Below are 21154 nucleotides of genomic sequence, written 5' to 3'. Positions count from 1 at the left end.
ATGTCGGGACCGCAAGTCGCTATCGATCTTGGCCGCATCGAGCGCAACGCGCGCACCATCGTCGAGCGCTGCGCGCTCTCGGGCATCAAGGTGTTCGGCGTCACCAAGGGCACGTGCGGCATGCCGCAAGTGGCGCGCGCCATGCTGCGCGGCGGTGTCGCCGGCATCGCCGAATCGCGCTTCGAGAACATCCGCCGGCTGCGCGACAGCGGCATCAACGCGCCGATCATGCTGTTGCGCAGCCCGCCGATGGCGCGGGTCGAGGAGGTGGTGCGCACCGTCGACATCAGCCTGCAGTCGGAACTCGCAACCATCCGCGAAATTTCGCGCATCGCCGAACGCATGGGCCGCGTCCACGACATCATGCTGATGATCGATCTCGGAGATCTCCGAGAGGGCATCTGGTCGAACGACCTGATCCCGACGGTCGAGCAGATACTGCAGTTCAAGGGCGTTCGCATTGCCGGCATCGGCACCAATCTCGGCTGTTTCGGCGCCATCATGCCGACGCCGGAAAATCTCGGCCAGCTCGTCGCCCATGCCTACAAGACCGAGCGCCTGTCCGGCAGAAGCCTCGACGTGATCTCCGGCGGTGCCTCGTCGTCGCTGCCGCTGCTGCTCGAAGGCAGACTGCCGGCCGGCATCAACAATCTGCGGGTCGGCGAGGCGATCCTGCAAGGCGGCGTCGAGACCTTCCGCGACACGCCGTGGGCGGAGCTCGAACCCGATGCCTGCCGGCTGACCAGCGACATCATCGAGGTCAAGCTCAAGCCGTCACGGCCGATCGGCCAATCCGGCTATGACGCCTTCGGCAACCAGCCGGTCTTCCCCGACGAGGGCGACAGGCTGCGCGCCATCGCCAATATCGGCCGCGAGGACGTGCTGGTCGAGGGGCTGACGCCGATCGCCAAGGGGATACGGGTGCTGGGCGCCTCCAGCGATCATCTGCTGCTCGACGTCGCCGATGCCGACCCGAGGCTCTCCGTCGGCGACCGCGTCGCCTTCCGCATGAGCTATGGCGCCATGCTTTTGGCAATGACCTCGGAATATGTCGAGAAGGCCCCGATGCACGACGTCGAGGATTTTTCCGGTCGCAAGATGGTGCAGATCACGGCCGGGCAGGGAGCCGCCGGCATCCTGGCCCGGGAAGGCACCGGCGCGCGGCTGGAAGCGATGAACTTCGACGTGGTGGAACTCGCCGATGTCGAGAGGCCGCCATCGGGGCTGGTCCGCCTCATCGCAGGCGCCGACCGGCGCATCGCCCACAAGGCGCTGACCGCGACGGCGCGCGCGACACATTCCTTCGGCCTGATCTGGATCGATTCGATCGCCGCCCTGATGCCCGAGGACGAGGACGGCATCGACCTGCCGGAAGGCTCGGTGCTGGCGCGCACTCTCGGCCTCGACCACAAGGCGGGTGCGCTGCAGCCGCAGCTGTCGCCGGAAAATGTCGTCATCGTCGGCTTGCGTCACGCCGATCCGGCCGAAGCGCGGGTGCTGAAGGATTCGCGCGTGTCGGCATTCACCATGACCGATATCGACGCCATGGGCATGCGCGACCTGATGCATGAGGCGATACGCATCGCCACCTCTGGTACGCAAGGCTTTCACGTCAGCTATTCGCCGACCGCGACCGAATTCGCCGGCTGGGCTGCGGGCTCCGGCGGGCTGACCGTGCGCGAGACGCATCAGGCGATGGAGGCGATCGCACTCTCCGGCGGGCTGCTGTCGATGGATGTGTCGGGCCTGACGGCGGATCTGGAGCCGCGGATCGGCACCGACGCGGTCAACTTCGTCATGTCGGCCTTCGGCAAGCGGATTCTTTGATCAGCCCTGCACGTCCACTGCCGCGCGCCATGCGCTGGCATAATCAACCCAGGCCGGGTCTACAGGCGGTTCTATTCTTTCGCCCTTGCCGTGCGTCGCCGGCTGATCGGATGCCAGCAGCGCCGCGCCGATGCTGGTGCCGGTGGCGGCCTCGGACGCAACCACGGCGCGCGCCGTGGCTGCCGCCAGCATGCCGACAAAGAGCCGGTTACGGGCAAAGGGGCCTTCGACCGTGGTCGGACCGTCCGCGCCGATCAAGTCGAGGCAGGTCGCCGTCATCAACGCCAGATAGAACGAGATGGCGGCAAAGCGCTGGCCGCTGTTCAGGCCCTCGGCATCAAGCCATATTGCGACATGGTGCGGGAATGGGCCCGAGCCTTGCTGGGTCGACGGCAGCAGCAGCATCTTTCGCCCCAACACGGCGCCGACATCATCTTCAGTCCACTGCTCCGGCTGGTCCTTGGTCAGCACGGAAAACTCGCGGCCGCCCATGAAGCGCGCAGAGGGAACGGGATTGCCGAGTGCGTTGACATTGACCAGCGTGTCGCGCGTGGCATCCAGCGCAATCTGTTTGCCGCCGACCGCCATCGACACCACCCAGGTGCCGGTCGAGACGACGGAGAAAGGCGGTTTGTCGGAGAGAAGATGCGGCAGCAGCGAGGCGTTGGAATCATGCAGGCCGCAGAACACCGGCGTTTGCGGATCCAGCCCGGTTGGCATCGCAACGATGGGCAGGATCGGGCCGAGGCGGTCGCTGGCCGGCCGCACCGGCGCCGTCAGGCTCCGCCACTCCAGCCTGTCGACCAAAGATGAAAAATCCGCTGTCCACGGGTTCCACAGGTCGGTGTGGCAGCCGAGCGAGGTAACTTCGTTGGCGGCGATGCCGGTCAGGCGCAACGCCCAGTATTGCGGGTACATCAGCATCGCGGCGGCCCTGGCGAATTCGGCCGGGAAGCTTTTCTGCTGCCAGAAGAATTGCGCACCGAGATTGAGGCCGAGCGGCAGGCGCGGCGTGCCGGTCTCGGCGAAAGGCGGGCGGATCGCGTCATAATCCGCTGCCAGCCTGTCGGGGCCATCGAACTCATAGTCGAGGACCGGCAGCACCAGTTCACCCGCCGCGTCGACCAGCACGCCCGTCGCGCCGTGGGTGGTGATCGAAATGGCGTCGATGCGCTGTTCGTGGTTGAGGCCGGCAAGGCTTTCGAGGATGAATGCCCACAAGGCCTCGACATCGTGGTGCGGGTAGGGCGCCTGTCGCACCGGCGCATTGGCCATTCGGCGCAGCGCCACCTCGCTCAACGTAGCGAGGTCGACCAGCGCCACCTTGGCGTTGGTCTTTCCGATGTCGATGACGGCGATGTGGCGCATAGCACTCATGCCATGTGGAACATTGTTTCCAGCGGCACGGCCACCGGCTCGTTGTCCGGTCTGGCTTCCATGATGTCGGCCATTTCAGCCCACCAGCGCTGCATCACCGAATGCCTGGGCAATTCGTCCATGCCGTGGTCGTCTCGCCGCCACAGCACACCGAACAGGATATTGGTCTCCTCATCGAGATGAATGGAATAGTCGGAGACGCCGGCCTGCTTCAGCAGCGCGACCAGCGACGGCCAGATTTCGTCATGGCGCTTCTTGTACTCGGCCTTCATGCCGGGCTTGAGCTTCATCTTGAATGCGTATTTTTCGGCCATCAACGCCCTCCGCGGAGCCGCCGCCAGACGATCGGCAAGGCAATGACGATGATCAGCAGCAGGCCGATGAAGATCGACATGACGATGCCGGGCACGTTGAGCAGGCCAAGCCCGAAGGTCACCAGTCCCATGATGAAGGCTGCAAGCACGACGCCAAGAATGCTGCCGGCGCCACCGAGGATGCTGACGCCGCCGAGCACCACCATGGTGATGACTTCCAGCTCGTAGCCTTGCGCGATCGACGGCCGTGTCGAGCCGAGGCGGGAGGTGATCAGCACCGAGGCGATGCCCGACATCAGCCCGGTCAGGCAGAACAGGATGAACTTGGTGCGGCCGACGCGCACGCCGGAAAATTGCGCAGCGACCGGATTGTTGCCGATGGCGAAGACGCGGCGGCCGAAACTCGTGCGGTGCAGAAGGAACCAGTAGACGACGGCCGCGATCAGGAAGAGCACCAGTTCGAACGACACCACCCACCAGACATAGCCCTGGCCGAAGAAGGCGAAGTGTGAGGGATAGCCCTTGTAGGCCTGGTCGCCGAGGATGATGAAGGCGATGCCGCGAAACAGGCTCATCGTGCCGATGGTGACGACGATGGAGGGCAGGCCGAGCCTTGTCACCAGCAGACCGTTGAAGGCGCCGCAGCCGAGCCCGACGACGATGCCGATCGCCACCAGCACCGGCGTGCCGGCGCCGGCCTGCACCGCCATGCCCATCATGGTCGACGCCAGCGCGATGATGGCGGCCACCGACAGGTCGATCTCGCCCGAAATGATCAGCAACGCCATGGCGAAGGCGATCAGGCCCTTCTCGGTGAAATTGAAGGTCAGATCGGACAGCGAGTAGGGATCGAGGAAATAGGGCGAGGCGAAGCTGTTGATGGCGAAGATGGCGACGGCCACGACGACCAGCAGCGCTTCCCAGGAAAAGATCGCCGAACGAAGCGGCTTGTCGAGCCGGTCGGGAATGTGGCGCGGGGCAGGGATGTCGGTCATGTCCCCGCCTCCACCTTCCTGAGGATGATGCGGCCTTGCTGGCGTTCGCCGCGCGCATTGAGCACGACGGCCAGAATGATGGCGCTGCCCGAAATCGCCATCTGCCAGAAGGGTGAGATGTTGATGACCGGCAGCGCGTTGGAGATGATGCCGAGGAACAGTGCGCCGAGCACCGCGCCGCCGACCGAGCCGATGCCGCCGGCGATTGAGATGCCGCCGATGACGCAGGCGGCGATGATGTTGAGCTCATAGCCGTTGGCGACCTCGACCGACGCGATCACATAGCGCGAGATCCAGAGATAGCCTGACAGGCCGCCGATCATGCCGGAGATGCAGAAGACGATGAATTTCGTTCGGCCGACATCGATGCCGGCATAGACGGAAGCCGTCGGGTTGACGCCGATGGCATAGATCGAGCGGCCGAGTGCGGTGCGCGTCATCAGGATGAAGAACAGCGCAATGACCAGGATGGCGATCCACGACAGCACGGGAATGTTGAGGAAGGCGGCGCGCTGGAAGCCGATGAAGTCCGGGCTCATCTTGTCGGCATTGACCCAGGCGCCGCCGGACAGCACGAAGGTGGCGCCGCGATAGATGGTCAGCGTGCCCAAAGTCACCACGATCGAGGGGATGTTCAGCCGCCAGACCAAAAGGCCATTGATGGCGCCGAGCACCAGGCCGACGGCCAGCGCAATGACGATCAGCAACGGGATCGGGATTGCGGGATGCGCGGCGTTCAGCATCGCCACCACCATGCCGGTGAAGCAGAGATTGGACGCCATCGACAGATCGATCGACCGGGTCAGGATGACCACCATTTGGCCAAGCGCCAGGATCATCAGGATCGAGGTGTCGTTGAACACCTGACGCAGATTGCCGGGGTCGGCAAAGGCCGGGAAGCGCGTCGATATCAGCCCGATCAGCACGACGATGGCCGCGAGCAGCCAGATTTCACGGTATTTGAAAAAGGCCTTCATGCCGCGATCCCTGCTGCCGTCCTGACCAGCGTCTCGGCGTCCAGCCCCTTGTTGTCGTAGACCGCAGCGATGAGACCTTCCCGCATGACGACGACGCGATCGGACATGCCGAGGATTTCGGGCAGCTCGGAGGACACCATGATCACCGACAGGCCTTGCGCCACCAACTCGGCCATGAAGCCGTGCACGGCGGCCTTCGAGCCGATGTCGATGCCCTTGGTCGGTTCGTCCAGGATGATCACCTTGGGCGCGGTCGCCAGCCATTTGGCGATGACGATCTTCTGCTGGTTGCCGCCCGACAGCGTGCCGACGTCCTGGCTCAGCGAGGAGGCCCTGAGGTCGAGCCGCTCGGTGTATGAGCGGGCCAGATCGAACTCCTCCGACAACCGCAGCAGGCCGGACTTCGACGTGCGCTTGAGCGAAGGCAGCGAGACGTTCTGGAAGATCGGCAGGCCGATCACCACGCCTTGCTTGCCGCGTTCCTCGGGCACGTAGACGATGCCGGCATCGATCGAATCCGCCGCCGATTTCGGCGCGATCGTCTTGCCTTCCAGCGTGATCGTGCCGCCTGAGGTGCGGGTGATGCCCGAAATCGCCTGCATGACCTCGCTGCGTCCGGCGCCGACCAGGCCGTAGAAGCCGAGGATCTCGCCCTTGTGCAATTCGAAGCCGATATCGTTGAATTCGGTCGGATGCGACAGGCCGGAGACGGTGAGGACGGGCGCGCCGATCTCGGCCTTGCGCTGCGGAAAGATATGGTCGACCGCACGGCCGACCATCAGGCGCACGATCTGGCTCTGGCCGGCATCCTTGATCAGGCCTTCGCCGACCATCTCGCCATCGCGGAACACCGTGTAGCGGTCGGCGATACGGTAGATCTCGTCGAACTTGTGGCTGATGAACAGGATTGCCTTGCCGTCGCTCTTGAGGAACTCGATCAGCAAAAAGAGCTCCTCGATCTCCTTCATCGAAAGTGCGGCGGTCGGCTCGTCCATGATGACGATCTGCGCGTCGACCGACATGGCGCGCGCGACGGCGACCAGATGCTTGTTGGCGATGCCGAGGTCCTTCAGGCGCGCGTCGGCGTCGATGTGGCCGGCATGCATGGTATCGAGCACTTCGCGCGCGTTCTTGCGCATCGTGCGCCAGTCGATGGTGCGCAAACGCGTGCGCGGCGCGTGGCCGAGAAAGATGTTTTCGGCCACGCTTAGATCGTCGAACAGCACGGTTTCCTGGTGGATGGCGGTGACGCCATGGCCGAAGGCGGCATGCGCGCTCGGCAGGGTGACGGCCTGGCTGTCGATGCTGATCGTACCCTCATCGGGCTGGTAGATGCCGGTCATGATCTTGACCAGCGTCGACTTGCCGGCGCCGTTTTCGCCGATCAGCGCCGTCACCTGCCCGGGGTAGAGAGACAGGCTGACATTGTGCAGCGCGCGCACGCCGGGAAAGCTCTTGGAGATGCCGGACAGCGTCAGGCGTGGAGCCGCCTCCCCCTTCTGGGGAGGGTCGCGAACGACTGGAGCGGGGTGGGGGTTGTCTAGCATATCAAGGTCCTGGTGCGTGGAGATGTCGCCACCCCACCCCGTCTCGCCGGTTTTGCTTCGCAAGACCGCCTCGCCGACCCTCCCCACAGGGGGGAGGGTGCAAGCGCTCCAGATCAATAGATCTTGGAGAACTTCTCGATGTTCGACTTGTCGAACTGGAAGGGCGGAGCCATCGCAGCCGAGTTGGTGTCGTCGAGCGTGACCTTGCCGACACGGCCGATCGACAGCGTGGCGCCGGGCTTGGCCTCTTCCTTCTTCACTGCCAGATCATGGGCGAGGTAGACGGCCGAGTAGCCGAGGTCGATCGGGTTCCACAGCGCAACCGCCTGGCTGGAACCGTTGTCGATGAACTTCTTGAACTCGGACGGCAATGCGAGACCGGTGACATTGACCTTGCCGATCAAGTTCTCATCGGTGACGACCTGGGCGGCGGCAACGACGCCGACGGTGGTCGGCGCTATGATCGCCTTGAGGTTCGGATAGGACTTCAACAGGCCCTTGGCCTCATCAGTGCTCTTGGCCGAATCGTCATCGCCATAGACGGTGGCGACAAGTTTGATCTTGGGGAACTTCTCCGGCAGGATTTTCTTGGCCGCATCGATCCAGGCGTTCTGGTTGGTCGCGGTCGAGGAGGCCGACAGGATGGCGACTTCGCCGCCTTCCGGCAGGTAATCGGCGGCAAGCTTGATGATGGTCTCGCCGATCAGGCCGGTGTCGGACGGGTTGAGGTGAAGCTGGCGGCCTTCCTTGGCGACGCCCGAATCCCAGGAGATGACGGTGATGCCGCGTTCCATGGCCTTCTTCAGCACCGGTACCAGCGCGTCGGCGTCATTGGCCGAAATGGCGATGGCGTTGACCTTCTGCGCGATCAGCGAATTGACCACTTCGATCTGCGCTTCGGCGGTCGCCTTGGTCGGGCCGGTGTAGATGATGTCGACATCGCCGAGTTCCTTGGCCGCCTCTTCGGCGCCCTTGTTGGCGGCATCGAAGAAGCCGTTGCCGAGCGACTTCACCACCAACGCGATCTTGACGTTCTCGGCATAGGCGGCATTCACGAACATGGCGGCTGAGAATGCAGCCGTCACCATCAATTTCTTCAAGAAGCTCATCGAATTTCCTCCCTTGAGCGTTGCATTCCATCGCCGCTGCGAGCGCGAGTTGGCCTCAGGCCTGCAGTGAAGATTCTTCCTTGTTGGTTGCGGATGTGCGGGCGACGACCAGCGTCACGCCGGCGGTTTCCAGCATCTTGGCTTCGCGATCCTCGATGCCGTCATCGGTGATGACGGTGGCGATGCGCGACAGGCCGCACAGGATCAGGCTGGAGCGTTTGCGGAATTTCGAGGAATCGACCAGCACCACCAGCTCGTCGGCCTGGTCGATCAGTTTCTGCTCCGCCTGGATCAGCAGCGGGTCGCCCTCCATCAGGCCGAGCGGCCCCAACCCTTGCGCGCCCATGAACATGCGGCGCGCATAGAAATTGCGCGTCACGTCATTGTCGAAGGGCGACAGGATGATGTTCTGCTCGCGGTAGATCGTGCCGCCAGACAGCATGACGGTGTTCTTGGAGTGCTTGAGCAGGTGCTCGGCGATCGGGAACGAATTAGTGAAGATCGGCGTGCGGCGGCCGGTCAGGAAATGCACCATCTGGAATGTGGTGGTGCCGCCATTGATGATGATCGGTTCGCCGTCCTTGCACAGCTCGACCGCTTCGCGCGCAATCGCCCGCTTCTGTGAGGCGTTGATCGTTTCGTTGACGGAAAAGGGCCGGCCGGCCAGCCCAATGAACTGCGGCGGCGAGATTGCCTCGGCGCCGCCGCGCACACGGCGCAGCCGCTTCTGGACGTGGAGGGCCGCGATATCGCGCCGGATCGTCGCCTCGGAAGACTCCGTCAGGTCGACCATCTCCTGCACCGTCACCACAGGCTTTTCCTGGACGGCGGACAGAATGATCCTGTGGCGCTCTTTTTCGTGCATGGTTCCTCCCTGCCTGAGCATCTAGGCACCCAAAACGCGCAGTGTCAATCATTTCCGATCATATAATTTCATTGTGCAGTGCAATATGATCGATATTGATCGTTTGTGATTGACAAGCCGGCCGCTTCCGTGGAAATTCGGGGCCAAATGGCCGCACCTTTTGCGTGCCTTTCGGGAGGATTTCTTATGCTCGACAAGCGCACCGGCGCGAGCCTCGCCAATCTGTGGGACGAGGCCAAGGCTCACGCTATGAGCGGGCCGGAACTTCTGGTCTACCGCTCGAACACACTTGGTTCCGACAAGCGCGTCACCAACTATGGCGGCGGCAACACCTCCTCGAAGATATGGCAGAGAGACCCGCTCACCGGCGAGGATGTCGAAGTGCTTTGGGTCAAGGGCTCGGGCGGCGACAGCGCCTCGATCAAGCTGGACGGCTTTGCCACGCTCTACATGGACAAGCTGCGCGCGCTCAAAGGCCTCTATCGCGGCGTCGAGCACGAAGATGAAATGGTCGGCTTCCTGCCCCACTGCACCTTCAACCTCAATCCGCGCGCGGCCTCTATCGACACGCCGTTGCATGCCTACGTGCCGAAGCCTTTTGTCGACCACATGCATCCCGATGCCATCATCGCCATTGCCGCCGCCAAGGATTCGAAGGCGCTGACGAAAGAAATCTTCGGCGACGCCATCGGCTGGCTGCCGTGGAAGCGTCCCGGGTTCGAGCTTGGTCTTTGGCTGGAGAAATTCTGCCTCGAACACCCCGATGCCAAGGGCGTCATCCTCGAAAGCCACGGCCTGTTCACATGGGGCGACACTCCCCGGGAATGCTACGAGACGACGATCTCGGTTATCAACCAGGCGATCGAATGGTTCGAGCGCCGCTCCGAGGGTGTCGCTATCTTCGGCGGTGAGGAGGTCAAGGCACTCGACGCCACCGAGCGCCGTGCCATCGCGGCCAAACTGATGCCGAGGATTCGCGGCCTGATCTCGGAAAAGAGCCACAAAACAGGCCATTTCGATGATTCCGCCGCCGTGCTCGAATTTGTCAATTCCAGGGATCTGCGCCCGCTGGCGGCACTCGGCACGTCGTGCCCCGACCATTTCCTGCGCACCAAGATCCGCCCCCTGGTCATCGAATTCGATCCGGCCAAGCCCGATGTCGATGCGGTGATTGCGCGGCTTGCCGACGACATCGCAGCCTATCGCGTCGGCTACCAGGCCTATTACGAGGGCTGCAAGCATCCGGATTCGCCCGCCATCCGCGATCCCAATGCCGTGGTCTACCTGATGCCCGGCGTCGGCATGTTCACCTTCGCCGGCGACAAGGCGACGGCGCGCATTTCGGGCGAATTCTATGTCAACGCCATCAACGTCATGCGCGGCGCCTCCACCGTCTCGTCCTATGTCGGGCTGCCCGCACAGGAAGCCTTCGACATCGAATACTGGTTGCTCGAGGACCTGAAGCTGCAGCGCATGCCGAAGCCGAAGTCGCTTGCCGGCCAGATCGCGCTGGTCACCGGCGGCGCCGGCGGCATCGGCCGCGCCACGGCCAACCGCCTGCTGCGCGAAGGCGCCTGCGTCGTGCTGGCCGACATCGACGAGACAGCGCTGGCCGGCGCCAATGACGAACTGGCGAAAGTCTACGGCAAGGATTTCGTCCGCCCGGTGTTGATCAACGTCACCTCGGAGGATCAGGTCATTTCGGGCTTTGCCGAGACGGCGGTCGAGTTCGGCGGCATCGACATTCTGGTGTCGAACGCAGGGCTGGCCTCCTCGGCGCCGATCGAGGAGACGACGCTGGCGCTGTGGAACAAGAACATGGACATATTGTCGACCGGTTATTTCCTGGTCTCGCGGGAAGCGTTCCGGCTGTTCCGCGCGCAGAAGATTGGCGGCAACGTCGTCTTCGTCGCCTCCAAGAACGGCCTTGCCGCATCGCCCAACGCTGCCGCCTATTGCACCGCCAAGGCCGCCGAGATCCATCTCGCCCGCTGTCTGGCGCTGGAGGGCGCGGAGGCGCAGATCAGGGTCAATGTCGTCAACCCGGACGCGGTGCTTCGCGGCTCGAAGATCTGGACCGGCGAGTGGAAGGAACAGCGCGCCGCCGCCTACAAGATGTCGACCGACGATCTGGAGGAGCACTACCGCTCGCGTTCGATGCTGAAGCGCTCGGTCTTCCCGGAAGACATCGCAGAGGCGATCTATTTCCTGGCGTCCGACATGTCGGCCAAGTCGACCGGCAACATCATCAATGTCGACGCGGGCAACGCCCAGTCGTTCACGCGCTGAGCGGAGGAGGACGATGGAACAGATCATCGCCGCCGATACCGTCGACAAGGACAATGCCGCGCGGAAGGCCGACCTCGAACGCGACTACGCCTCGCTCGGCGAACGCCTCGACCGTCGCGGCATCGCCATCGACGCCATCCGCGACAAGGTCGAGAAATTCGCGGTGGCGATCCCGTCCTGGGGTGTCGGCACCGGCGGCACGCGCTTTGCCCGCTTTCCCGGCGCCGGCGAGCCGCGCGACATCTTCGACAAGATCGAGGATTGCGCCGTCATCCAGCAATTGACGCAGGCGACGCCGACCGTCTCCCTGCACATTCCGTGGGACAAGGCCGACCCGAACCGGCTGAAACAGGCCGCCTCGCGCTTTGGCCTCGGCTTCGACGCCATGAACTCCAACACCTTTTCCGATGCCAGGGACCAGAAACTCTCCTACAAATTCGGCTCGCTCTCGCATGCCGATGCCGGGACGCGCCGGCAAGCGGTCGAGCACAATCTCGAATGCATCGAGATCGGCGAGACGCTTGGCTCCAAGGCGCTGACGGTGTGGATCGGCGACGGCTCGAACTTCCCGGGCCAGGTCAATTTCGCCAAGGCGTTCGAGCGCTATCTCGACGCCATGAAAGAGGTTTACGCCGGGCTGCCCGCCGGCTGGAAGCTGTTTTCCGAGCACAAGATGTACGAGCCGGCCTTCTATTCCACCGTCGTGCAGGACTGGGGCACCAACTACATCATCGCCAGGGAATTGGGCGACAAGGCGTTCTGTCTCGTCGACCTTGGCCACCATGCCCCCAACGTCAACATCGAGATGATCGTCTCGCGGCTGATCCAGTTCAAGAAGCTCGGCGGCTTCCACTTCAACGATTCGAAGTATGGCGACGATGATCTCGATGCCGGTTCGATCGACCCCTACCGGCTGTTCCTCGTCTTCAACGAACTGGTCGATGCCGAACTGTCCGGCGCCGAGGGTTTCGACCCGGCCCACATGCTCGACCAGAGCCACAACGTCACCGATCCGATCGAAAGCCTGATGCTGTCGGCGGTCGAGGTGCAGCGCGCCTATGCGCAGGCGCTGCTCGTCGACCGCAAGGCGCTGGAAGGTTTTCAGGACTTGAACGACGCGCTGATGGCGACGCAGACGCTGAAAGCCGCCTACCGCACCGATGTCGAGCCGATCCTCGCCATGGCGCGGCTGAAGACGGGTGGCGCCATTGATCCGGTCGCGGCGTATCGTGCGGCGGGCTACCGGGCGAAAGTCGCGGCGAAGCGCCCGGCGGTTGCGGGCGGTTCAGGCGGGATTGTGTAGGCCTTTAGTTCGATTTTCCGTCGATTGGACAGAGAGGGCGGCACTTGAGCACCCCCCTCTGTCCTGCTGGACATCTCCCCCGCAAGGGGGGAGATTGGCCGCTTCATCGACAGCGCTCTTCCTGCAACGTCGGAGATTGGCGAAAGCAGAGACAACAACCGATCTCCCCCCTTGCGGGGGAGATGTCCGGCAGGACAGAGGGGGGTGTGAAGGATCGCCACCCGTTACTATTGGCTAGACTAACCCACCCCAAGAGGCTCTTCTAGGCGCACCCCTCACGCTCCCGGAGGCACGCCATGCCGCTCACCCGCAGAACACTGATCGCCGCCAGTCTTTGCATCACCTTCGCCCTGGCGCCGTTGACGAGCGCCTTTGCCGCTTCCCCGCAACCGGCCAAGGGCGAGCACGGCATGGTGGTGACGGCCCAGCATCTGGCGTCCGAAGTCGGCATCGAGGTCTTGAAGAAGGGCGGCAATGCTGTCGATGCGGCGGTTGCCGTCGGCTATGCGCTCGCGGTCGTCTACCCCAATGCCGGCAATATCGGCGGCGGCGGCTTCATGACCATCCGCTTCAAGGACGGCAGATCGACCTTCCTCGATTTCCGCGAGCGGGCGCCGCTGGCGGCGACAAAAACCATGTATCTCGACAAGGACGGCAACCCGGTGAAGGGGGCCAGTCTCGACGGCTATCTTGCGGTCGGCGTGCCGGGTTCGGTGGCCGGTCTGGAGATGGCCCGCCAAAAATACGGCAAACTGTCCCGGCAGGATCTGATGGCGCCGGCAATCGGCTATGCCAAGGACGGCTTCATCCTCAACCAGGGCGACGCCGCCTCGTTTGCCGGCAGTGCCGACAGGCTGGCGAAGGACCCCGCGGCCGCCGCCATATTCCTGAAACCCGACGGCAAGCCCTATGGCATCGGCGAGCGGCTGGTCCAGCCCGACCTCGCGGCGTCGCTCGCCGCCATTTCCGAAAAGGGTACGGATGCCTTTTACAAAGGCGCCATCGCCGATGCCATCGTCAAGGCGAGCGGCGCCAAAGGCGGCATTCTCGCCAAACCGGATTTCGAGCAATATGCGGTGCGCGAACTCAAGCCCGTGACCTGCACCTATCGCGGCTACGAGATCACCTCCTCGCCGCCGCCCAGCTCCGGCGGCGTCATCATCTGCGAAATCCTCAACGTTCTGGAGGGCTATCCCTTATCCTACCTCGGTGCCGGTTCTGCCGAGACGATCCACGTCATGATCGAGGCGATGCGCTACGCCTATGTCGACCGCAATTCCGCGCTCGGCGATCCCGATTTCGTCGACAATCCGGTCTCGAAATTGCTTGATAAGGCCTATGCCAAGGATATCCGCGACAAGATCGACCCGTTCCGGGCCGGCGTGTCGCAGGAACTGATGCCGAAGGGCTTTGGCGAGAGCAAGGAGACGACGCATTATTCGATCATCGACGATGACGGCAACGCGGTCGCGGTCACCTACACGCTGAACGGGTCCTTCGGCGCCGGCGTCGTTGCCGACGGCACCGGCATCCTGCTCAACAACGAGATGGACGATTTCACCCAGAAGCCCGGCGTGCCCAACCTCTATGGCCTGGTCCAGGGCGAGGCCAACGCCATCCAGTCGAAGAAGACGCCGCTGTCGTCGATGAGCCCGACCGTGGTGGCCAAGGACGGCAAGCCGTTCATGGTCATCGGCAGCCCGGGTGGTTCGCGCATCATCACCATCACGCTGGAAGCGATCGTCAATGTCATCGACCACGGCATGAACATCCAGGAGGCGATCGACGCGCCTCGCATCCACCATCAATGGCTGCCCGACAAGGTTTATGTCGAGCCGTTCGGCCTGTCGCCGGACACAGAAAAGCTGCTGGCCGGCATGGGATATCACCTCGATCTCGCTGACCAGACCTGGGGGCAGGCGGCCGGCATCCTGGTCGGCGGCAAGAGCCTGGCGGAAATCGAGAAGGGCGGCGGCGCGCGCTACAACGGCGCCATCGACAGCCGCGCGGCCTCTGGCGAGGCGCTCGGATACTGACAGCTCGGAGGAAAAGCTTGGTGCCGCGCGGCGATTCGGGTTGATCGCCCGCTGCTCAAGTGGATCGGCTCACACCGATTTGACCGTCACAAGACCAGCGTGAGGGTGGACGCAACCAGCATCAAGGCGGCAATGCCGACGAACAGCGCATAGATACGCGGCCGGTCGAGCAGCAGCGCGTTTCCGGATATCCAGGCGGACGTGGCGCCGCCAAGCGCGAAGAGGAAGCCGTTGCGGTGCCCGAAGACCATCGATGCGGCCATCAGCCCGCCAATGATCAGCGCACCGAACACGATGATCACGGCAACGGCATATCTCTCGAAATCATTGCCGCTACCCATGCTCGGGCCGATTGCGTTCAACGTCGGCAGGTCGTCCGGATCGAAGGGGTTCGTCGACCCGTATTCGTCTTGACCGGCAGGCTCTCGCATCATTCGTTCTCCGTATAGCGGCAACAAATCATCAAGCCTTGCCGAGTGCAACCCGATCGCGCTGCCTTGATGCGTTCGACCGGTCCTTGACGTCTTCAGGCGGCGGCTTGCTGCCGGCTTTTTTGGTTCGTTCCTTGGCCGTCTTTGGTCTCTCAGGCAATCCAGGAAACGGCTGCCCAAAGGCGACCGTGGCTTCGTCTATCATGGAATGCCTTCGTGGAGGAAAAATGATGCGAGGCGCGGATTGGGCTTCGCGGGCCGTGATTTTTTGGCGGCCACATCGCACAGCGCTGTTGTACGGGCGAATCGCCTTGCGGCCAAGCGGCGGCTGCGCCTGGCATGCGGTTGCGTAAAAGTTGACTTGTCAGGCCACCAAAATGTTGACTATTAAACTCATGTTTCATAGTCAACCGGGCAGTGGTCACTGGAGACCGTATCCCGAAAAGCAGGGCACGCCGCATTGCAGAGAGACCGAGAGCCCCAGTCGAGAGCCGCGTCCGATCACTTGCGCAGCCGAATGACCCGGCGCCAGGCGCTCGGGCTTTTCACGCTGCCGTTCGCCGGCATGGGGTTCTCCACGGCTGAAGCCCGTCCGTTGCGCATAGTCTGCCTGGATGACGGGTTGACCGAGACCTTGCTCATGCTCGGCGTCAGCCCGGTCGCCATTGCCGATCGGGAGGTCTGGGAGAAATGGGTGGTCGAGCCGCGGCTGCCGCCTGACATCGCCGATGTCGGCACGCTGCTCGAGCCCAATCTTGAATTCCTGCAGCAGCTCAGGCCCGACATCATCCTGTCCATGCCGTATCTCGACGGCATCAAGCCGCTGCTCGAACGCGTGGCTCCGGTGACGACGATCGGTCTCTACACCGAAGCCGGGCAGCCCTATCAGCACGCCGTCGAGGCGACGCGCCAGCTCGCCGGGCTTGTCGGCAAGGAAAGCGAAGGCGAAGCGCTGATCGTGGCGACAGACGCGTATTTTACGGAAGTTCGCCAGCAACTGGCGCCGCTGTCGGCACGGCCGATCTATGTCGTCAGCTTCCTGGACCCCCGCAATGTGCGCGTCTACGGCGCAAAGAGCCTGTTTCAGGAGGTGTTCGACCGCATCGGGCTCAGCAACGCGTGGACGGCCGAGACCAATTACTGGGGGTTTTCGACCGTCGGTATCGACGGGCTGGCAACATCCAGCGATGCGCGCCTCGCCTATCTCGAACCCTTGCCTGAGGGCGCTGGCGGCACGCTGACCGAAAGTCCGGTCTGGAACGCCATGCCTTTCGTGCGCAACCGCTGGATCATGCGCCTTCCTGCCGTCCTGATGTTTGGCGCGCTTCCATCCGCGCGCCGTTTTGCTCGGGTCCTGGCGTCGGCGATGACCGCGGAGGCCGCCCATGGCTGAGGATGCCGCGGCCGTCACTCAAGAAGGAAAGCTTGCGCCGTCGGGCCGCGCCTTGCCATGGGGCTCTCTTGGCAATCAGCCGGTAGGCGCGATCCTGCTTTGCGCGGTGCTGCTCGCGACGGCGATCGCGGCAACCGTCTCAAACCTCACCGTGCAGCTGCCATCGGCGCTCTGGCTCCAATCGCTCGCCGCCCCGGACATTGATGATATGCGGCAGGTGCTCGTCCACTACGCCTTCCTGCCCAGGCTTGCCGTCAGCCTTTTATGCGGTGCGGCGCTCGGGCTTGCCGGAACCGTCCTGCAGCAGGTTCTGCGCAACCCGCTTGCCTCGCCCGAAACGGTTGGCGTCTCGGCGGGCGCCTATCTGGCGCTGGCACTAGCAACGCTTCTGTCACCGTCGCTGCTTGCCTTTGGCCGCGAATGGGTGGCGCTGGGCGGCGCATTCGTTGCCCTTGCCGCCGTCATCGCTCTGTCCTGGCACAAAGGCCTGTCACCGCTTTCGGTCGTGCTGGCGGGGCTTGTTGTCAGTCTCTATGCCGGCGCTATCGGCGCTGCCCTCATTGTGCTGCGGCATGAATGGTTGGCCGGCCTGTTCATCTGGGGCGTCGGTTCGCTGGGCCAGCAGGACTGGTCGATGACACTGTGGCTGTTGCCACGCATCGGCGGCGCGGCACTGGCGATCTTCCTCATGGTGCGGCCGCTGGCCCTGCTTGGTCTCGACGATGAAGGCGCGCGCAGCCTTGGCGTGCCGCTCGGCGCCTATCGCTTCGCAGGACTAGCGGCCGCGGTCGCCCTGATCGCGTTTGTCGTTGCCGCTGTCGGCGTCATCGGTTTCGTCGGCCTGGCTGCGGCGACGCTCGCGCGCATCGGCGGTGCCCGGCGGCTGGGCCAACAACTGGTGATGGCGCCGCTGATCGGCGGGGCGCTGTTGTGGACAGCCGACCAGGCCGTACAGATCGCCACTGGACCGCAAGGCGACCTGCTGCCGACCGGAGCGATCACAGCACTTCTCGGCGCGCCTCTGCTTCTCTGGCTGCTGCCGCGCCTTGCTCTTGGCTCGGAAGTCCCGACCTTGATGGCCGCGCGCCTGCCGCGCGCAAGCCGGCCCGGCCTTGTGCTGGTGGCGATCGGCCTGGCTCTGCTTCTGCTGCTCGGGCTGGCCCTGCTCTATGGACCGGGTCCGCATGGCTGGACCCTCGCCTTCGGCGACCAGTTGCAGCCTTTGCTGTCGTGGCGGTGGCCTCGTGTGCTTGCCGCGCTGAGCGCCGGGGCGATGCTGGCGCTCGCCGGGCTGATGATGCAGCGGCTGACCGGCAATCCGATGGCCAGCCCGGAAGTGCTTGGCATCAGCGCCGGTGCCGCCCTTGGCATGATGGTGGCGCTGTTTGCGCTCTCCGATGCCGGACGCCCGGTTCAGACGGCGGCGGCAACCATCGGCGCCTTCGCCGCTTTGCTGGTGACGCTGGCGATCGGCCGCCGTGCCGCCTATGCGCCGGAGCGGCTGCTGCTCGCAGGCGTTGCCCTGACGGCCTTGTTCGACGCGCTGATCCTGGTGCTCACCGCCACCGGCGATCCGCGTGCCATGCTGCTGCTCAACTGGCTGACCGGCTCGACCTATGGCGTCGATGTCGGTGACGCCTTGCTGACCGCTGGTATCGCCGTCTGCCTCTTCGCGCTCGCGCCTTTCTTCATGCGTTGGCTCGACATCCTGCCGCTTGGCCCCGCCGCTGTGCAGGGCCTTGGCATTGACCTGAAGAGGACGCGGCTTTTCGTGCTGCTGGTGGTCGCGGCACTCACCGCAGCCTCGACGCTGATCGTCGGTCCGCTGACCTTCATCGGCCTGATGGCGCCGCACCTTGCCCGTCGCTTTGGCCTCTCCCGTGCGCTGCCGCAGGCCATTGGCGCGGTGCTCGCCGGCGCGCTGATCATGGTCGCCGCCGACTGGGTGGGCCGCACCGCCATCTTCCCGCGCCAGATCCCGGCCGGTCTCGTCGCCACGCTCATCGGCGGCCCGGTGCTGATGTGGCTGCTGCGCCGCCGCTGACTTTTTTGTCCCTCTGGAGATATCCATGTCCAAGTCGATGGCGGCGCCAGCCTTGATTGCCGACACCACGATCCACGACTTCGTCCCGGCGCAGGGCGGCGCCCCCTGGCGGATATTCCTGCATGTGCCGTCCGGGCCGGTGCCAGAAGCCGGCTGGCCGGTCCTCTACATGACCGACGGCAATGCCGTCATCGGCACGGCGGTCGACGCCGTGCGCGCGCAGGCCTTCTATCCAACGGGCACCAATGTCGGCTGGGGCGTCATCGTCGCCATTGGCTATCCCGTCGAGGGCGGCTACGACCCGTTGCGCCGCTCATGGGACCTCGGCCCGCCGCCGGGCAAGACCTATCCGCCCTTCTACGAGGGCACGCCCGAAGTCCGGACGGGTGGGGCAGCGGAATTCCTTGCCTTCATCGAAGACGAGCTGAAGCCATGGGTCGCCGGTCGGGTCACGGTCGACACAAGCCGCCAGGCGCTTTATGGCCATTCTTTCGGTGGTCTGTTTGCGCTCTATGCCTTGTTCACGCGGCCTTCTGCCTTCCAGACCTGGATCGCGGCAAGCCCCGCCCTCTATTGGGAAGAGCGTGCCATCGACCGCTTTCTCGAAACCTTCGAGGCCGCCGTTCCCGCTGGTTTGGCGGCGACCATGATCCTGTCGGCCGGCGAGTACGAGACCGAGAAGCTGGCACCGTTCCAGATTGGCGCCGAGGACGAGGAAAAGCGCCTGCGGCAGAAGAAGGTGACACGCACCGACGAATTCGCGCGGGCAATGGCGCAGCGGCTTGATGCTCTCCCGGGCGTGCGCGCGCGCTTCGAGCTGCACGCCGGCGAGAACCACATGTCGATCCTGCCGGTCACGGTCAATCGCGCGGTTCAGGCAGCGTTTGCGGTCAGGGCTTGCGACTAACGGCCTTCACCTCTCAACGCTGCGATGGCTTGTTCCCGTTGTGCGGCTGCGTCCGCGTCCATAGCGCCAAAACGCAGGGCACAGCGGAATTTTTCCCCGGGTACGACGCGAACCAGGCGGCCTCTTTCCTTGGCCGCAAGATAGCCGTCTGGTTCGGCGGTGGCCGGCAGCACGAGGCCAAGTGCGTCCTGGTCGGCGCCGCGCGTGATCCAGCGGACGGCATAATTGAGCTCGTCGGGGCGAAAGCTGACGAAATCCGCCGTACGGTCCGGATGGACCTGCAAGGCGTGCGCCCAGCCCTGGAGGTCCGCCTTAGCCCTCATCGTCAGCACGAGTTCTGGGTCGATCGGCTCGCCCTTGGTCAGCAGGCGATGCCGCGAAGGATCGGCGACAACGGCATCGCGGTAAGCAAGGTAGCTTTCGCTCGGTGTGAAAAAGGGCGGCAGCGTCTGGCGCACGACAATGTCCGCGGAATCATCCGCTACGGTGTCGACCAGGCGCCCGCCGTCGGCCGGCTTGAAATTGATGTGCGCCAGGTACATCAACTCCATGGCCGAGCGTTTCAGGTTCTCGATCACGATGTCGACTGCGACGCTGCTGGCATCGAGTTGCAGCCGTACGGTCGGCTCCATCACATAGTCATGGCTGAAAGCGACGGTCTGTCGGCAGCGCCCCGTCAGCGCCAGGAAGGGTCCTTCGGAATTGCTGCCGGCGATCAGTTGCACGTCCTGATAAGGCGCATTGGGCAGATCGCCGTGAAGCGGGTGACGATCATCCGGGCCCGGATTTCCCATTGCGGTAGCGCCGCAGTGAATGAAGAACGCGCCGTAGTTGGAAAGATAGTCCCGGGTCGCGACCGGCTCATCGAACATCGAGCGCATGGTCAGGGAGCGGCCGAGGAAGGTCACGTCCCAGATCTGCTGTCCTTGGAACGGCAGCATGACGATTTCGCCCTTCGCGTTGCTGATCCGAAGCCCGGCAACGCCGGATCGATAGCGAAAGGCGGTGGCGACAAGCCCGCGATAGCGCGCGACGATGGTTTCCGACGGGCCGAACTGCTCGGGCACGAGGTCGACGAAGACGTGATCGGAGTGGTCCAGATGCATTGTTTCGACCTCTATCTTCCGCAAGCGTGCGTTCCGATAGTCGCAGGAAACATCTGGAAATCAACGGCAGCGCGTCTCACAGCTTCTGCCAGGACGGCTGGTGGCAGAGCTTCGCGCCCTCCTGGGAGAGCGCTTCGAACTGCAAGCTTGCCAGGCAATATCCCGCGATTGCTTATCCGCGAGCCGGCGGCAGCTCGAACAAAGTGGCGCCGTTCTCCCGGCCGCGCTCGACATAGCCGATAACGCCAAACCATCTTGCGACATCCGGCCCCTGCAGCCAGCTGCGCGAGTGGATGGCGAGGTTGCCGGCGAGCGCCTGGATGTGCCGGATATGCCGCTTGCAGAAGCGAACGGTCGCCGCACGGAAGAAATCCTCCCGTGCGGCGAACAGCGTGTCGGCGGCGTCGCTGTTCTCGTGCCAGGCGATAATCGCCACGGCCTTGTCGCCCTCGACAAGCGCGTGCGCGCGGCCCTCCTTCAAATTCATCATCAGATTGTCGTAGGCGATCTTGCTGTCCTTGCCGGCCGCCACGTATTCGTCCGACATCCGCTTGGACAGACCGCGAAAGACATCCTCCAGATCCCCAAGCGTTGCTGCGCGTGCTCTCATTTCACCTCCTGCAGCCCCGGCAGG

The 21154-nt window shown here is 64.0% G+C and carries 17 protein-coding genes; 7 read left to right on the top strand and 10 right to left on the bottom strand.

What is annotated here, in order from left to right; translation table 11 throughout:
* A complete protein-coding gene (locus NKJ37_RS18415) occupies positions 1-1827 on the top strand; it encodes an alanine racemase (RefSeq protein ID WP_352774586.1) in 1827 nt (608 codons plus the stop codon).
* On the opposite strand, the gene NKJ37_RS18410 is transcribed toward NKJ37_RS18415, so the two are convergent.
* The 7 genes from NKJ37_RS18410 to NKJ37_RS18380 all read right to left on the bottom strand — a co-directional run bounded on the left by NKJ37_RS18410 (position 1828) and on the right by NKJ37_RS18380 (position 9011).
* Complete coding sequence (locus NKJ37_RS18410) at positions 1828-3204, bottom strand: FGGY-family carbohydrate kinase (RefSeq protein ID WP_352774584.1); 1377 nt, start codon at positions 3202-3204, stop codon at positions 1828-1830.
* Entirely contained in the window at positions 3201-3518 is a 318-nt protein-coding gene (gene rhaM / locus NKJ37_RS18405) for an L-rhamnose mutarotase (protein ID WP_352774582.1), read from the bottom strand. Before rhaM ends, NKJ37_RS18410 begins: the two co-directional genes overlap by 4 nt.
* Positions 3518-4513 carry an ABC transporter permease gene (locus NKJ37_RS18400; RefSeq protein WP_352774580.1) on the bottom strand — a complete coding sequence of 332 codons (996 nt, stop codon included), beginning with the start codon at positions 4511-4513 and terminating at the stop codon, positions 3518-3520. Before NKJ37_RS18400 ends, rhaM begins: the two co-directional genes overlap by 1 nt.
* On the bottom strand, positions 4510-5490 hold the full coding sequence (locus tag NKJ37_RS18395; RefSeq protein WP_352774578.1) for an ABC transporter permease: 981 nt from the start codon (positions 5488-5490) through the stop codon (positions 4510-4512). Before NKJ37_RS18395 ends, NKJ37_RS18400 begins: the two co-directional genes overlap by 4 nt.
* Positions 5487-7037 (bottom strand): sugar ABC transporter ATP-binding protein, encoded by a 1551-nt coding sequence (locus tag NKJ37_RS18390; protein WP_352774577.1) that lies wholly within the window; start codon positions 7035-7037, stop codon positions 5487-5489. The genes NKJ37_RS18395 and NKJ37_RS18390 overlap by 4 nt, the downstream gene beginning before the upstream one ends.
* 113 nt (positions 7038-7150) lie before the next feature.
* Positions 7151-8146 (bottom strand): rhamnose ABC transporter substrate-binding protein, encoded by a 996-nt coding sequence (rhaS, locus tag NKJ37_RS18385; RefSeq protein ID WP_023813908.1) that lies wholly within the window; start codon positions 8144-8146, stop codon positions 7151-7153.
* A gap of 55 nt (positions 8147-8201) precedes the next feature.
* Positions 8202-9011, bottom strand: a complete 810-nt coding sequence (locus tag NKJ37_RS18380) for a DeoR/GlpR family DNA-binding transcription regulator (RefSeq protein ID WP_352774575.1) — start codon at positions 9009-9011, stop codon at positions 8202-8204.
* 186 nt (positions 9012-9197) lie between these two features.
* Between NKJ37_RS18380 and NKJ37_RS18375 the strand changes: the two genes are divergently transcribed.
* The 3 genes from NKJ37_RS18375 to ggt all read left to right on the top strand — a co-directional run bounded on the left by NKJ37_RS18375 (position 9198) and on the right by ggt (position 14639).
* The gene (locus tag NKJ37_RS18375) at positions 9198-11300 is read left to right on the top strand and encodes a bifunctional rhamnulose-1-phosphate aldolase/short-chain dehydrogenase (protein ID WP_352554096.1); all 2103 of its coding nucleotides are present in this window, start codon (positions 9198-9200) and stop codon (positions 11298-11300) included.
* 13 nt (positions 11301-11313) lie between these two features.
* Positions 11314-12603 (top strand): L-rhamnose catabolism isomerase, encoded by a 1290-nt coding sequence (gene rhaI / locus NKJ37_RS18370; protein WP_352441455.1) that lies wholly within the window; start codon positions 11314-11316, stop codon positions 12601-12603.
* 296 nt (positions 12604-12899) lie between these two features.
* Positions 12900-14639 (top strand): gamma-glutamyltransferase, encoded by a 1740-nt coding sequence (gene ggt, locus NKJ37_RS18365; RefSeq protein ID WP_352441454.1) that lies wholly within the window; start codon positions 12900-12902, stop codon positions 14637-14639.
* Between the two features lie 86 nt (positions 14640-14725).
* Here ggt and NKJ37_RS18360 read toward each other — a convergent pair whose 3' ends face one another.
* The gene (locus NKJ37_RS18360) at positions 14726-15073 is read right to left on the bottom strand and encodes a hypothetical protein (protein ID WP_032808338.1); all 348 of its coding nucleotides are present in this window, start codon (positions 15071-15073) and stop codon (positions 14726-14728) included.
* Positions 15074-15587: 514 nt separating this feature from the next.
* On the opposite strand from NKJ37_RS18360, the gene NKJ37_RS18355 reads away from it, so the two are divergent.
* The 3 genes from NKJ37_RS18355 to NKJ37_RS18345 are packed head-to-tail and all read left to right on the top strand — an operon-like array spanning position 15588 to position 19414.
* The gene (locus NKJ37_RS18355) at positions 15588-16463 is read left to right on the top strand and encodes an ABC transporter substrate-binding protein (RefSeq protein ID WP_352441453.1); all 876 of its coding nucleotides are present in this window, start codon (positions 15588-15590) and stop codon (positions 16461-16463) included.
* Positions 16456-18507, top strand: coding sequence for a Fe(3+)-hydroxamate ABC transporter permease FhuB (fhuB, locus tag NKJ37_RS18350; RefSeq protein WP_352774573.1), 2052 nt, complete (start codon positions 16456-16458; stop codon positions 18505-18507). Before NKJ37_RS18355 ends, fhuB begins: the two co-directional genes overlap by 8 nt.
* Before the next feature lie 25 nt (positions 18508-18532).
* Complete coding sequence (locus tag NKJ37_RS18345) at positions 18533-19414, top strand: alpha/beta hydrolase (RefSeq protein WP_352774571.1); 882 nt, start codon at positions 18533-18535, stop codon at positions 19412-19414.
* Here the strand turns inward: NKJ37_RS18345 and NKJ37_RS18340 are convergent.
* Complete coding sequence (locus NKJ37_RS18340; protein ID WP_352441450.1) at positions 19411-20520, bottom strand: DUF4432 family protein; 1110 nt, start codon at positions 20518-20520, stop codon at positions 19411-19413. The genes NKJ37_RS18345 and NKJ37_RS18340 overlap by 4 nt on opposite strands.
* 172 nt (positions 20521-20692) lie before the next feature.
* Positions 20693-21130 carry a hypothetical protein gene (locus tag NKJ37_RS18335; RefSeq protein WP_023813918.1) on the bottom strand — a complete coding sequence of 146 codons (438 nt, stop codon included), beginning with the start codon at positions 21128-21130 and terminating at the stop codon, positions 20693-20695.
* Positions 21131-21154: the final 24 nt, after the last annotated feature.

Origin of the sequence: Mesorhizobium sp. M0140, assembly GCF_040322475.1 — a bacterium.
In the GTDB taxonomy this organism is placed as follows: domain Bacteria; phylum Pseudomonadota; class Alphaproteobacteria; order Rhizobiales; family Rhizobiaceae; genus Mesorhizobium.
Note: the sequence above shows the minus strand (reverse complement) of the source record. Positions and strands in the feature narration are given on the sequence as shown.